Here is a 12,089-nt window from a genome sequence, read left to right on the forward strand (position 1 = left end):
AAGCGACGGTCTGCCGGGGTGGGTGGGTGAAAATGTCACTTGACCAAAGGGCAAGTGCCCATTGACGCTTACCTTTCTTATTAATTAAATCAACACTTTATAAACAGGAGAAACGAATATGACACCATATTTAAATGATCAATCAACAACTGAATTCAAAGACTTTGTTCAAACTGGAGCAGTAACTTGGGAAACAAAATCCCTAACCAGTGAAAGCGCAGAAGGCGGATTGGTAATGCCAACGACGATTGGAGATCAAGTTAAATCTAAAGTAGATGCTTTATCCCCCTTACGTCAATTGGCATCCAGCACGACTATTTCCAGTGATAGTTTAGACATTGTTGTTGAGCGTAATTCACCCAATGTTGGTTGGGTAACTGAAACGGGAGCTCGCAATGAAACAGATCCGTCTCAGTTAGAAAAACGCCGCATCGGTGTCCATGAACTGTATGCCAAATTGCGATTAAGTCAACGCTTAATTGACGATGCGCAAATTCCAATTGAGGAGTGGTTAATGGGGCGTATAGCCTCACAAATGGCGGCCATTGAAAACAAAGGGTTCATTCAAGGTGACGGCATCAATCAACCCAAAGGACTCTTGAAATATGTAGGTACACATACTGCAGAGTGGGGGAAACTGCAAACGTTTTCAACGCTTGTCAATGGTGGATTTATAGATGATGCATCTGCTTTAGAAGTTTTATTTAAGACGTTAGATTCCGTTAAAAGTGAATACTTAAACAATGCATGTTGGATAATGTCCAGATCTGCTCAATCCAAACTGCGTCAAATTAAAGATCCATCAACGGGTCATGTGTTATGGCATACCGGAAGCGGTCTTGCTGGTGAAGCAGCAAATACGTTGTTGGGATATCCTGTCGTCATTTCTGATGATATGCCAGCATTGGATCCTGCAAATTCAAGCATTTCCGTGGCATTTGGTAACTTTGAACAAGGATATCAAATTGTGGATCGTCAGGAATTATCTATTTTGCGAGATCCATACAGCGCAAAACCCTATGTAGAGTTTTACGCAACCCGCAGAGTTGGCGGCGATGTCGTTGATTTTGATGCCATTAAATTGATCCATTTTGGAGAATAAGAATGACCTGGCGTATTATAGAGGAGGGGGAGACCCCCTCCTTATCCTTAGGGCGGCTTAAAGCTGCCTTTCGGATTCACCATGATCATGACGATGATTTATTACGGCATTTAACGTGCGTGGCAAAGCAGTACATCGAAACGTATACGCAATCTATTTTAGGCGATGTTCGATTAGAGTTAACCCTTGATCAATGGGTAAAATCAAAACACCGCCTTAGTAGATTATCTCAAGCCTCGGAAGGTGTGGCACTATGGATTCAATTGCCAATCGGTCCAGTGCGCTCATTGGAATCAGTTAGCATCTGCACTGCATCGGGAACATGGACAACTTTACCATTAGAACGATTCAGTGTTGTAGGACATCGATTGGGGATTAAGGCAGATTGGCCACCGATCGCATCAGAGATTCAAAGTATTCGCATTATTGCACGAGGAGGGATAACCCCAATTCCCGCATTAATCGAAGGCATTTGGATGAATTTAATTCGATGTTTGTACGACAGCGATACACCGGATATGTCTGTCGTACACGGCGCCTTAGCCCCATTGAAAGCAATGAAAGTTAAGACTCTTCTGTAAGCATATGGGGTACTGTTGGCGGAAGGGGTTCTTGACTATCTGGAAATGCTGGTTGGGTTTGTGGTGGAAGAGATTCTTGACTGTCTTGACTGAAATTAACGACTACAGTTGATGCTACCGATGGTTGAGAGTCTTGCGTTGATTGAGTTAAACCAGGTTCTTCTTTTATAATAATAAAGCTAACATGAGATAACCCTGCAATTACTGAACAATGAGCATCGTACTGAGCTTGTGTAAGGCGCAGCAGTACATTATTAGAAATCCCTGGAATGTTTTCATGGCACACAAACTGTTGTAATTCAGGAGGAAGTGCTTGTGCTAAACGATTTATTGATCCAGGTAGTGGAGAGTCCGCGTTACTGCCGTTTATGGCGTCTGCAGCAGATAACGTAGATACAAATGCTCCGATAATTACAGAGGCATAAAGTGGTGTTTTCATCATAAATATTCTCCTAATTGACATGGTCAACTTATCAGAAACATCAAGGTCTGCAAATAAGTTTCTTCTAATGTTTGTTTACGTACGTGATGATTAAACGAGCTTTTGACACTACCGCCGCAATGCCATTTAAGGCAATAAATATTTTTAATAGGAGACGGATTATGACAAAACGATGGAAAGATCGCATTCAAATTTTAGTAAACACAGCTGGAACTTATGATGCCTGGGGACATTCAAAACCAGAGTCCTGGGATGCAACACGTGAGGTTTGGGCGGACGTTCGCCCTCAATTTAATTCAAAATCCACGGCATGTGTTACAGTTCGCGCCCCATTTGAATATACAGATAACATGCGCATTCAATGGAATGATCAGGTATGGATGTTGATGCAAACACCCGTCTGCTTTCCAGACACTCAATTAGTTCAATTTAACATACAGCGTGACGCTGCCAACGTGACGTTGGATCCAATAGATAATACGGTTTGTAAAAACTGAAATCCGTGTCTAAGCACATCGGATCTAGGCTATGGGATGCAACCTCAGGTTGCCACGCTGCCTATTTTTAATAAAAAAGGAAAACTATCATGACAGATATCGTCGTCGATTTTATGGATCGTTTGCGCCAAGAATGGCCATCGGTTCCCGTTATTGCAAGCCACCATGTCGCCGATCAAACGAATGTAATGGGGGTGAATATCCAACGATGGATTCAACGTCCAGAAAGTTGTGAGGTTTCATTGAATGTGACTTTTTATCCCTCAAAAGAGACTCCTATGCAAGCAATGTTGCAGTGGTTGAATCAATTTCATACGTTAATTCGAACTACTGATCCCGTGGATGTTTTTACTCAGTGGTGGGGACAGACTGCGCAGTTTTCTACGGATCCTTTACACGTCACCTGTACGGTATTAATTCGTTACGCAATGGAGGTGGTCTAATGACGGATCGCTATACCAAGATTGAGGGATTATCGTTTCCCAAACACAGTGACCGGGAATATCAAGAACACTGGGAAAGTAGATCTGATCATCTTGTCATTCGCAAAACTATTCAAGGTGATGCAGTCATTGAGGGGCACGAACTGCGGACGTTAACTCTATCTGGAAACGGTGATGTTCTGCCAAAATGTACACTAAAGGTGGGGGATAGCGTCACGATTAAACCGCGGGGATTTGATGAGCTTATCGTATTTCGATTTGAAAAATGGGGACATAAATACAGCCCCTGGGACTTTAATTACAGTTGGAGGTATGTGTTTGCAGAGGTGGCATCATGAGTTGGTCGCTTCTTAACGAATACGGTATGGATGTACCCGGAGTCGTGTCATTTCGGTTGGAACAGTCCAAGGAAAAACCCGCAACCTTAACGTGGGAGTTGCCGACAACAAACGCTATTGCTGCATCAACTGTAAGCTTATGGCGAGAGGATGAATGTATCTTTAAAGGTCGCGTTTATGAACGTCCCACTCACATTCAAGATGGGTTAAGTACGTGGACAGCGATAGCACTGGATGATACGTTTCAAACTCAACGTTCAACCATAATTTCAGAATTGAACAAAGATTTTAAATTGTCCGCAAATATCAAAGAGTGTGAAGGCGCTAACGCAGGGCATCTGCACATTGATCGGGTGACCCATTCTGTAAGTTGGGTTTCCGTAGATAAGCCGCTGACTGTCTGGGATACACAAGGATTACATGAACGAGACAGCCTTTATATTACGCCAATCGATCAGGCATTAAAGGGGCTTTCCGGGTCATTCAAATTGCAAAATAATCGTATGGAATCGGGCATGATGGATGTTGGATCCCATATTACTAGCAGGCTATTTCACGACATTGAAACATACTCTGGTGCAGCCCTTGAAGATCAATGGACAAAGATTGCCCATAAAGCCACGCATGCAGGGTATGATGTTCAACATGCAGAGTTATTGCCGACGACGTATCATCGTGCAAGTGTGCCGAAATCCCTGACATTTCTGGATAAGAATGATCAACTGGTCAGTATTCCATATCAAGCATATTCTGTTAAACTGTTGCTAAGTTGGGCGATGCCCATCATAACGCATACCACGGTTACAGTGGCAACAGAAGCATCTGGTGAATCGATCGGACTGACAGTTAAAGATATGGAGTCTGCCAATGAGCCTGAACTTATCCAAGAGTTGATTCAATGGATGAACGCCTATGCTTTGAATCGATCGTTTACCACACAGGTAAAATGCAGGATTTTGGTCACCGAAGATACCTCAGTTACCCAGCTTAGTACACAAAACTGGTGTAGGGTTCTGGATTCAAGAATTCAATCATTGCCGATAGAAGGGCCCATTGTTAGTTTCGTTCTATCGAATGAAGGTGGTATAACGTGGGCAGATGTAACCTTTATGTGGGCACCTGACAAAGCCTTTTCGGTGAGAAGCTCTGCAACGTTAAAAGAAACAACAGGTGATCATGTGCTTCCTCCACAAACGCCAGATTACATCGTTGCGTGGGTTAAAGTGATGCGTGATGCTGATGATCAATACCAATATTATCAGCGGAACAAAACATTGCCATTTGAAACCTTTGCTGCTGGTTTTCCAATGACTCAGTTAGAAATCGGATTGCATCCAGTTTTAAGTGAATCAGTAGAGTATTTAGAAAAAAAATACACAGTACAGCGTGACGCTGTACTCATGAGGTAGATCCGATATGATCTGACACGGATTGAAAAAATAACATTACGACAACTCATAAAGTTATTCGCATTATCTAATGGATCCAGGGATCATCCCTGCCAACGTGCCGTTGGATCCGTTAGAAGAAAGTCTGGAGCAAAGGGCGCCGCGTAATTGTTTTATGGGCGTTTAGCTATAAATACGGTTGGAAAAAATTATAATCCGTGCCCGAACACATTGGATGCAACGTCACGTTGCTCGAATCCAACCGCAGGTTGGCACATCACCCCTGTACGGAAACGTATGGGGGCTTTTTTTATGTCACAACACAAGGAGAATAAAATGTTAAACAGATGGATAAATCGACTGGTTCGATCGGAAGAACGACGCCATCAACTGTTACGAAAGCCTCGTATAAGCTGGCCTTCATTACTGCAAACAGGATCTGGCGGAAAACTTCAAGCCCTATGCAGGCATCCATTTCCTGAGCGGTTGTGTATTCAGGTGGAATTAAAGCCAACGATGGTGCTCCATAAAGAGATTACCGCAACTGTGAATGTGGATGATCAACAGTATTCACCAACGCCTATTTATCAACAGTTGGACAAAGACCGCAAACGTCTGTATGGACGATGTTCATCAATAGACTTGGTGATTAAAGCATGGCATGCCGTGGATCACGAAAGCATAGGGGTTAAACTAACTCAACCCAGTAACAAGATACTGTATACCAAAAACTATTTTACGTGCAGCACCAGTATTGTGGATCAACAAACGGTTGAAAATCACAGAATGGCGAATGCCGCATCAAAACGAAAACATATTCATCCTTATGGTGGGTATCTTGGTCCTGATGCACACGTCGGGGATGCTTTGTACATGACGTTAACTCCAAACGATATTGAGACAAAGATTAACATTCATTCGTATGACGAATTACTAGAGCAACGCATTAATCTGTTTGATGTGAATTCTATGTACGGGGTGCAATGTATAGATCCAACAGAACGGCATAAAATTCTGCCCTTGATGTCTTTAATTAAACAGGGGGAAATCCCCACAACTGTTGAAAGTGATCATAAAAAGAAGCTATTGTTGAGAAAACAGTAGAAAGGCTAGGATTTTCAATGGAAACGATTGAAGGCATAATGGAGCTCGTAACGAAAGACGACTTAGAAGACTTGGCAACAAGTTACGGGGTGAATCGATATAATACAAAACTAACAGGAGAGTTGATATTTAAAGGATTAATGCGGCTGATATTATTAGGAAAGAAAACAAGCTTGCGAATGTTGGAGACCTTAATCAACGAAGGGATCGATCATTTTGAACCCACTCCGTCCGTTAGCTATAGTGGGATATCAAAACGTTTAAAGGACATAAAGTGGAGTTATTTTGAAGCCATTTACCGGACACTAGTAAATAAGCTGTCATCTGATCTTGGAACCATCAATGAACGAACGTTGCATCGGTTTGACTCAACCATCATTAATTTGTCTGGTCGTTTAATTAAAGATGGCTTAAAAATAGGTGGGAAAGCCTCCGACAGTCAAATTAAAGTCAGTGTAGGATTACGGCAACAACTCCCAACAAGTATTCGCTTTTGTACGTTACAAGAAGAGTCCAGCGAAGATTTGGCTCTTGTTAGAGCCATTAATGAGGCTCGAGTTGATAGTGAAGACATCTTACTCTTCGATCGAGGGATTAGTAAAGCTGGAACGTTTGGAGAGTTTGAAGCCAAAGACTACAAATTTATAACGCGGCTGAATGTCGGAAGACGGTATCACATAGTTAAAACACACTCAGTATCCAGCCCTATTATGGAGGATTTAACCGTTGCCCTATATGCAAAAGGAAACAAAGCCCCACTTCCCACATCTCTTCGCTTAATTAAGATGCTCAATAAAGAAGGAAACGAACTATGGTTTTTAACAAACCTATTCGATATGAGTGCTTTAGAAATTGCGGAGCTCTATCGCAGACGATGGGATATCGAGGTGTTTTTTAAGTTTATTAAACAAAACCTAGGATATAAGCATTTTTTAAGCCACTCGATGAATGGTATGAGAGTTTATATTTATATGGTATTAATTACAGCGCTTGTGTTTTTAGCGTATAAAATAAAAACAAAACTCCAAGGTTTTAAAATCCCTCTGTTTCGTTTTAATCTTGCTCTTGAAAAATCCTTTGTTAAGTCGATGATACTATTATCCGGGGGCAACTTTGATGCTGTTAAACACCTCTTCTGATCACTTTCAACAGTTGTGGGGAAATCCCCTGCGAATTAACGACTCAGATGGGCGATGATACTTGGATTCAGGCGTATCAATCTGAATCCTTTGTTCGAAAAGATGGAACTTATGAGGGCACATTAACGTTACGACGCAAAGGTAAACCAACATTAAGGAGCATCGCATGATCGATACATTTTCAGATGCAGACATTGTCGCACGCACATTATATGGTGAGGCAAGGGGCGAAGTTGCAAAAGTTGGGCTAATCGGATTAGAGGCCGTGGCTAGTGTGATTTGGAATCGTTGGCGCATTCAACCGTCGTATTTTGGACAAACACCCAGAGAGGTCTGTTTAAAACCGTATCAGTTTTCATGCTGGAATAAAAATGATCCAAATTTAAAACTACTGTTATCTTCAAACATAACTGATGAAACCTATTCGTTATGCAGAATGATTGCAGAGGAATTTTTAGCAAGCAGGGGTGAGGACGTTGTTAATGGATCAGATCATTATCACGCAGTATGGCTTAGTCCGCCCTCGTGGGCATTAGAAAAACACCCAGTTATTGATGTTGGAACTCATAGATTCTATCGATTAATATCTAAAAAATAGAAGATTATTAATATATAGTTGTGGGTGTTTAAAATAATAAAGGAAACAAATATCACATGACTATTAAATCATTATTTCTTGCAATGGGAATAATTGTATCTAACCTGTCTGCAGCTGATGCTTTGGGTGAAGACGCTATGGACCCGAATGCTGACTTAAATCTATTGATCGCTGCTTATTCAGCTTCGGCGAATGATCAAACTATGATGGCGTTGCGTTTATATGTACACTCATTACAAGCAGAGATTTCTCATTTAATTAATTGCGGGAAAATTACTGAGGCTACAGTTAAAGCTGAATCCGCAATAGCACTTCTGAATCCACTTTTCAAGAGTATGTCGGAAGAACAGCACGAGCGCCTTGGTTCAAAAGAGTTGAAGAATATTAAAATTTTTATACACATGTACATACCTAATATGTAATTTATAGCAATTCAAACCCAATATCCCCATCCTCTTCATCATCGCTAAATGAGATGGGGTCTCTTGTGTAAATCGCTCCACCAGGACGTTTATACCTCAAGGGCTTCGTTAAATCATGTATTGCAAACATTTCAAAATATGCAATAACTTCAGATGTTTCTGAAAGTATGATGGTATCCGAATTATACCGTACAAACGATCTGGATAATTTATTGGAACGAAGGTTAACATCGTCATGTTCATAGTTTGCTTCAGTTGTTACTGGCAGCTCTATACGTCGTGAAAGTTGAATAGGAACGCTAGTATCTGGACGAAGCCATTCTTCTGCTGTGATAATCGATATACGATCGGGCGCAATATGTTCGATGCTGGATTGATCCAAACGCCCTCTACTTACATCACACCGGCGATACGGTACGGGTTGAGTGGATGTAAACTCTTTATTCAGTACTTCATATCCTTCATGAAAGGCAGTTAAATGGTATATTGGATAACATTCTAGTTGTTCGTCGGCATACTTATACCCCAATAACGTTCGATGAGTAGCTGCTGTCAGTCGGCGAGAGCATACGCAGTCTGAACCGTCCAACGGGCGCTTATGGTGGGCTTTATACGTAAACATAACACTTAACGACGGCTCATCTATTTCAATGTCAGAGTATGTTGTATTTTCAGGCAACAGTGTATACGGTGTTATAGATTTAATTTCTGAGGGTAGATGATAAGATTTATTTGCAAAAAAACAATATCGATATATGAATACTTTAAGTTCTAAGGTTTCATCATCTTGATGAGATAATGTATCGATGTATAATTCTGACTGAAATATTAAGATCAGTGGAGTCCCGCTTTTGCGTGTGTAATGAACGTCTCCTAAAACAAAATCTGAATGTTCATCAGAAATCCTAAGGTCAGATACACTTTCAGGAAGATTCCGTTCTAATATTTTATTAGTCGAATCCACCAGGACACTTTCACCCGTCGTATAATCTAACCGCCACTCTGTATTAAGAGCAGCGGCTGATGTTGGATCGATATGAACAAGCATGCATACTATTATGCATAAAAAAATGATCCATCTCATAATAAGAATTAAGCTGTTTTTGTGGCAGATTTTGGCGCTAAAACTGCTTTTCGTAAAGAGTTTAATGCACCAAATGTCCACGTTATAATCTCGCCTGTCACCCACAAACATGTAAGGGTCGCTGAGATCACAAATACTTTCAAAGCATCCATATTTTGGTGTGTGAAAATTTGAAGTATGGTGTCTTTTCCGGATATAGCAACTTGGCTGATTTTGAGTGTGATTTTAGATAGAACACTATCGGATGCCAAGCCAAAACTTTTTGGAAACTCCAAAGGAGGTGGACGTTTTACCGTTTTATGTGAAACAGGTGCAGTTGTTGCAGAATCTAAAGCAGAGTTTTCATCTAAAGGCGTTTGAAGATCTGCGGCAAGGGTAACAGTAGAGTTTAAGATAAAAAGTGTGATTAAAAATAGAATATTTTGTTTCATTGTTTTTTTCCATTCTATGCTTAAATAACACTATAGCTTGAATCTGCTTAACAATACATTAACATTATAAGATAAGGACTTAACATCATGCTAAAACACAGTTCAATACTAATGCTACTTATTGCTTTTTCCCCGATGAAAGGCGCAAATTTGCTGCAATCAAAATCAGAGGAGCCTAACATTCAACGTTATCACTCAATAGCAACTGATCTTAACAAAACGCTAGAAATCAGACTGTCTCACGCGGATAGCTTGTTAAAGCTTCAGCAGTTTGACCTTGCAGCAAATGCATACGCTACTATTTTAAATAACACACAAGGTGATGAGGATTTGGATTGGAAATTGCTAGCAATTGAAGGCCTTGGAAAATGTGGCTCAGATTTTAAAGGCAGAGCAGTCTTTTTTTTGGTGGATATTGTTGCTAACGCTACCGCAACGAAGAAGCAACAACAAAAAGCTCACACTATTTTTGAAAAATGGAAAATAACGATTAAATAGACAGTTTCGGTAACACGTTTTAGATAACGTATAGACCCGATATTAACCCACGGCTTGCAATTGTCAGCCATTAACCATCCTCCATTTCGGAGGATTTTTTTATTTAAACATAAGGAGAACTAAACATGTCATCATTTGTAACTATGGCTTTAGGCCTTTTAGAATTTGCCCCAGTAATTGCAAAATTAGTGGGTGGAAATGAGTCTGGAGACGTTGCGGAACGCATTGTCGAAACGGCACAAAGCTTAACGGGCACGAACGATATTAACCATATGCGAAATACATTGCGAAATTCACCCGAAGCACAACTTCAATTTCAGCGTGAGATTGATAAGTTGATGGTTGAAGATCGTGCAAATGCTCGTCATCGGGATACGTCATTATTTCAATCCGGTCGAAGAAATTTTAGAGGAGATATTATGGTTTTAAGCGCGTTATTAGGTTTATTAGGATGCTTAGCTGCGCTGACGATTTTCAAAATGTCATTGTCAGGTGAGGTCATCGGCATCGTATCCACCATTGCAGGTATTTTTGGCTCCTGTTTAAAAGATGCATATGCCTTTGAATTTGGATCATCCCGTGGCAGCAAAGAAAAAGAATCACATTTGATTGATTTATTAACAGGAGCCTTAAAACAAAGTTCCAAATAGCAGCGTGACGCTGGCAACCTGAGGTTGCACCCTATAGCTAGATCCAATTCGTTCTGACACGGATTACAAAGCAGCCTGAGGCTGCACCCGATGAGTTAGATCGAGTGTGATCTGACACGGATTGTGAAACACAACGTTAATTTATTCCTATAACTCTATTGAGTCCAGCGTCACGCTGGTGCAACGGCACGACACGGATTACAAAAAACAACGTTGCGACAATTCAGTAATTTCAACTTTTAAAAACTCTTCACCTAATGGGGTCAGGGATCATCCCTGGCGTCACGTTGAAAACAATCTTCTTTTATTCATTGTCTGTTAACGTTTGTACGATATTCTATCTTTAGTGCACTTGCATAGTTTATTTTTAGCCCACCGTTTCGTGAAGAAAAGACGGATTGCTTCGTCTATTTAGTCTCGATTTAAGGAGTGGGTTTTGTCCCCCCACCCGAAGGTCACTGAGGGTGACTAGGGCGGGGGGTGGTAAAAAAATCGCGTTAACTAACTATTAACCTTTATTAATCCCAGATTAACGGCAGCGCTTTTTCTTATAATTCGTGTCAAGAACCAATCGGATCTAAGCTAACGGATGCAACGGCACGTTGCCAGCGTGACTCTGGACTCAATCGCTATATCCGATGTGATCCGACACGGATTACACAATAAAACGTAGAGACTGTTTTAATTACTAATGTTTTGAAACGGTGAAAAATCAGATGGATGCAATCTCGCACACGAAGCCTTGCGCCCCCAGCTGAAGCATACCGGCGCCAACTGGAATCAAACCTTGCTGAAATTGAGGAGGGTATTTCGGCAAACGTCTTAACATCTAAAAATAGACACAAAACTTACCAAATTAATAAGATGTTAACGTTTATTGCTTATCATGAGCTTTGATATAAGGAGACGCATTATGAATCGATTTCTTATTACGCTTATGGTAAGCTCATTTTCAACTTTATCCGCAGCAGAACCACATTCACCAACTCAACAGTATCAGGCTAATCTTCAGCGTATTGAGAGTAGAATCCAATCCAGTCACGAAAGACAGGAGACTATTCGAGAGTGTTTAATATTATTGAAGTATAGCGATCAACGGGACTTAAATAAACCAGAAAGCGATGCTTTGAAAGTATTTCAACTGCAAAAAGAAATTAACCGCAAAAAATATGCCCAGGAATTAATAAAATTGAAACGAGAGATCAAAAAGCTTTCAAAAGAAAAGAAACAGTTGGAATCAACTCAGATTTACAGCTCATCACGAATAAAATGAACCTGCGCAAGTTGGATGCAACGGCACGTTGCTCGGATCTAGGCAATGGATGCAACCGCAGGTTGCCAGCGTGACGCTGGACTCAATAGGGGTATGCGA

The 12,089-nt window shown here is 40.9% G+C and carries 18 protein-coding genes; 15 read left to right on the forward strand and 3 right to left on the reverse strand.

Annotation, left to right across the window (positions count from 1 at the left end):
• Positions 1 to 118: 118 nt before the first annotated feature.
• Complete coding sequence (locus CPBP_RS00810) at positions 119 to 1,102, forward strand: phage major capsid protein (protein ID WP_350332164.1); 984 nt, start codon at positions 119 to 121, stop codon at positions 1,100 to 1,102.
• Positions 1,103 to 1,104: 2 nt separating this feature from the next.
• Entirely contained in the window at positions 1,105 to 1,683 is a 579-nt protein-coding gene (locus tag CPBP_RS00815) for a phage head-tail connector protein (RefSeq protein ID WP_350332165.1), read from the forward strand.
• Here the strand turns inward: CPBP_RS00815 and CPBP_RS00820 are convergent.
• Complete coding sequence (locus CPBP_RS00820; protein WP_350332166.1) at positions 1,667 to 2,125, reverse strand: hypothetical protein; 459 nt, start codon at positions 2,123 to 2,125, stop codon at positions 1,667 to 1,669. The two genes, CPBP_RS00815 and CPBP_RS00820, sit on opposite strands and share 17 nt — an antisense overlap.
• 161 nt (positions 2,126 to 2,286) lie before the next feature.
• On the opposite strand from CPBP_RS00820, the gene CPBP_RS00825 reads away from it, so the two are divergent.
• The 9 genes from CPBP_RS00825 to CPBP_RS00865 all read left to right on the forward strand — a co-directional run bounded on the left by CPBP_RS00825 (position 2,287) and on the right by CPBP_RS00865 (position 8,054).
• Positions 2,287 to 2,622 (forward strand): head-tail adaptor protein, encoded by a 336-nt coding sequence (locus CPBP_RS00825; RefSeq protein ID WP_350332167.1) that lies wholly within the window; start codon positions 2,287 to 2,289, stop codon positions 2,620 to 2,622.
• Positions 2,623 to 2,711: 89 nt separating this feature from the next.
• The gene (locus CPBP_RS00830) at positions 2,712 to 3,065 is read left to right on the forward strand and encodes a hypothetical protein (protein ID WP_350332168.1); all 354 of its coding nucleotides are present in this window, start codon (positions 2,712 to 2,714) and stop codon (positions 3,063 to 3,065) included.
• Positions 3,065 to 3,403, forward strand: a complete 339-nt coding sequence (locus CPBP_RS00835) for a hypothetical protein (RefSeq protein WP_350332169.1) — start codon at positions 3,065 to 3,067, stop codon at positions 3,401 to 3,403. The genes CPBP_RS00830 and CPBP_RS00835 overlap by 1 nt, the downstream gene beginning before the upstream one ends.
• Entirely contained in the window at positions 3,400 to 4,812 is a 1,413-nt protein-coding gene (locus CPBP_RS00840) for a hypothetical protein (protein ID WP_350332170.1), read from the forward strand. Before CPBP_RS00835 ends, CPBP_RS00840 begins: the two co-directional genes overlap by 4 nt.
• Before the next feature lie 315 nt (positions 4,813 to 5,127).
• Positions 5,128 to 5,895: a hypothetical protein gene (locus CPBP_RS00845; RefSeq protein WP_350332171.1), complete on the forward strand. Its 768-nt coding sequence runs from the start codon at positions 5,128 to 5,130 to the stop codon at positions 5,893 to 5,895.
• Between the two features lie 17 nt (positions 5,896 to 5,912).
• Positions 5,913 to 7,034: an IS4 family transposase gene (locus CPBP_RS00850; protein WP_350331953.1), complete on the forward strand. Its 1,122-nt coding sequence runs from the start codon at positions 5,913 to 5,915 to the stop codon at positions 7,032 to 7,034.
• Positions 7,035 to 7,081: 47 nt separating this feature from the next.
• Positions 7,082 to 7,204 carry a hypothetical protein gene (locus CPBP_RS00855; protein WP_350332172.1) on the forward strand — a complete coding sequence of 41 codons (123 nt, stop codon included), beginning with the start codon at positions 7,082 to 7,084 and terminating at the stop codon, positions 7,202 to 7,204.
• The gene (locus CPBP_RS00860; RefSeq protein WP_350332173.1) at positions 7,201 to 7,632 is read left to right on the forward strand and encodes a cell wall hydrolase; all 432 of its coding nucleotides are present in this window, start codon (positions 7,201 to 7,203) and stop codon (positions 7,630 to 7,632) included. Before CPBP_RS00855 ends, CPBP_RS00860 begins: the two co-directional genes overlap by 4 nt.
• Positions 7,633 to 7,688: 56 nt before the next feature.
• Entirely contained in the window at positions 7,689 to 8,054 is a 366-nt protein-coding gene (locus CPBP_RS00865; RefSeq protein WP_350332174.1) for a hypothetical protein, read from the forward strand.
• Between the two features lies 1 nt (position 8,055).
• Here the strand turns inward: CPBP_RS00865 and CPBP_RS00870 are convergent, their stop codons facing one another.
• A complete protein-coding gene (locus CPBP_RS00870) occupies positions 8,056 to 9,102 on the reverse strand; it encodes a hypothetical protein (protein ID WP_350332175.1) in 1,047 nt (348 codons plus the stop codon).
• 44 nt (positions 9,103 to 9,146) lie between these two features.
• A complete protein-coding gene (locus tag CPBP_RS00875; RefSeq protein ID WP_350332176.1) occupies positions 9,147 to 9,569 on the reverse strand; it encodes a hypothetical protein in 423 nt (140 codons plus the stop codon).
• A gap of 87 nt (positions 9,570 to 9,656) precedes the next feature.
• On the opposite strand from CPBP_RS00875, the gene CPBP_RS00880 reads away from it, so the two are divergent.
• From CPBP_RS00880 to CPBP_RS00895, 4 genes are all read left to right on the forward strand, one after another.
• Positions 9,657 to 10,067 carry a hypothetical protein gene (locus CPBP_RS00880; protein ID WP_350332177.1) on the forward strand — a complete coding sequence of 137 codons (411 nt, stop codon included), beginning with the start codon at positions 9,657 to 9,659 and terminating at the stop codon, positions 10,065 to 10,067.
• A gap of 125 nt (positions 10,068 to 10,192) precedes the next feature.
• On the forward strand, positions 10,193 to 10,717 hold the full coding sequence (locus CPBP_RS00885) for a hypothetical protein (protein WP_350332178.1): 525 nt from the start codon (positions 10,193 to 10,195) through the stop codon (positions 10,715 to 10,717).
• A 720-nt stretch (positions 10,718 to 11,437) separates the two neighbouring features.
• Positions 11,438 to 11,614, forward strand: a complete 177-nt coding sequence (locus CPBP_RS00890; protein WP_350332179.1) for a hypothetical protein — start codon at positions 11,438 to 11,440, stop codon at positions 11,612 to 11,614.
• Positions 11,615 to 11,630: 16 nt separating this feature from the next.
• On the forward strand, positions 11,631 to 11,990 hold the full coding sequence (locus CPBP_RS00895) for a hypothetical protein (protein ID WP_350332180.1): 360 nt from the start codon (positions 11,631 to 11,633) through the stop codon (positions 11,988 to 11,990).
• Positions 11,991 to 12,089: the final 99 nt, after the last annotated feature.

It is taken from the genome of Candidatus Bodocaedibacter vickermanii (genome assembly GCF_014896945.1).
Lineage (GTDB): Bacteria > Pseudomonadota > Alphaproteobacteria > UBA6184 > UBA6184 > Bodonicaedibacter > Bodonicaedibacter vickermanii.

Coding starts and splice junctions, on each gene's coding strand:
- CPBP_RS00810 (WP_350332164.1), top strand. CDS start 119: ATGACACCATATTTAAATGATCAATCAACAACTGAATTCAAAGACTTT.
- CPBP_RS00815 (WP_350332165.1), top strand. CDS start 1,105: ATGACCTGGCGTATTATAGAGGAGGGGGAGACCCCCTCCTTATCCTTA.
- CPBP_RS00820 (WP_350332166.1), bottom strand. CDS start 2,125: ATGATGAAAACACCACTTTATGCCTCTGTAATTATCGGAGCATTTGTA.
- CPBP_RS00825 (WP_350332167.1), top strand. CDS start 2,287: ATGACAAAACGATGGAAAGATCGCATTCAAATTTTAGTAAACACAGCT.
- CPBP_RS00830 (WP_350332168.1), top strand. CDS start 2,712: ATGACAGATATCGTCGTCGATTTTATGGATCGTTTGCGCCAAGAATGG.
- CPBP_RS00835 (WP_350332169.1), top strand. CDS start 3,065: ATGACGGATCGCTATACCAAGATTGAGGGATTATCGTTTCCCAAACAC.
- CPBP_RS00840 (WP_350332170.1), top strand. CDS start 3,400: ATGAGTTGGTCGCTTCTTAACGAATACGGTATGGATGTACCCGGAGTC.
- CPBP_RS00845 (WP_350332171.1), top strand. CDS start 5,128: ATGTTAAACAGATGGATAAATCGACTGGTTCGATCGGAAGAACGACGC.
- CPBP_RS00850 (WP_350331953.1), top strand. CDS start 5,913: ATGGAAACGATTGAAGGCATAATGGAGCTCGTAACGAAAGACGACTTA.
- CPBP_RS00855 (WP_350332172.1), top strand. CDS start 7,082: ATGGGCGATGATACTTGGATTCAGGCGTATCAATCTGAATCCTTTGTT.
- CPBP_RS00860 (WP_350332173.1), top strand. CDS start 7,201: ATGATCGATACATTTTCAGATGCAGACATTGTCGCACGCACATTATAT.
- CPBP_RS00865 (WP_350332174.1), top strand. CDS start 7,689: ATGACTATTAAATCATTATTTCTTGCAATGGGAATAATTGTATCTAAC.
- CPBP_RS00870 (WP_350332175.1), bottom strand. CDS start 9,102: ATGCTTGTTCATATCGATCCAACATCAGCCGCTGCTCTTAATACAGAG.
- CPBP_RS00875 (WP_350332176.1), bottom strand. CDS start 9,569: ATGAAACAAAATATTCTATTTTTAATCACACTTTTTATCTTAAACTCT.
- CPBP_RS00880 (WP_350332177.1), top strand. CDS start 9,657: ATGCTAAAACACAGTTCAATACTAATGCTACTTATTGCTTTTTCCCCG.
- CPBP_RS00885 (WP_350332178.1), top strand. CDS start 10,193: ATGTCATCATTTGTAACTATGGCTTTAGGCCTTTTAGAATTTGCCCCA.
- CPBP_RS00890 (WP_350332179.1), top strand. CDS start 11,438: ATGCAATCTCGCACACGAAGCCTTGCGCCCCCAGCTGAAGCATACCGG.
- CPBP_RS00895 (WP_350332180.1), top strand. CDS start 11,631: ATGAATCGATTTCTTATTACGCTTATGGTAAGCTCATTTTCAACTTTA.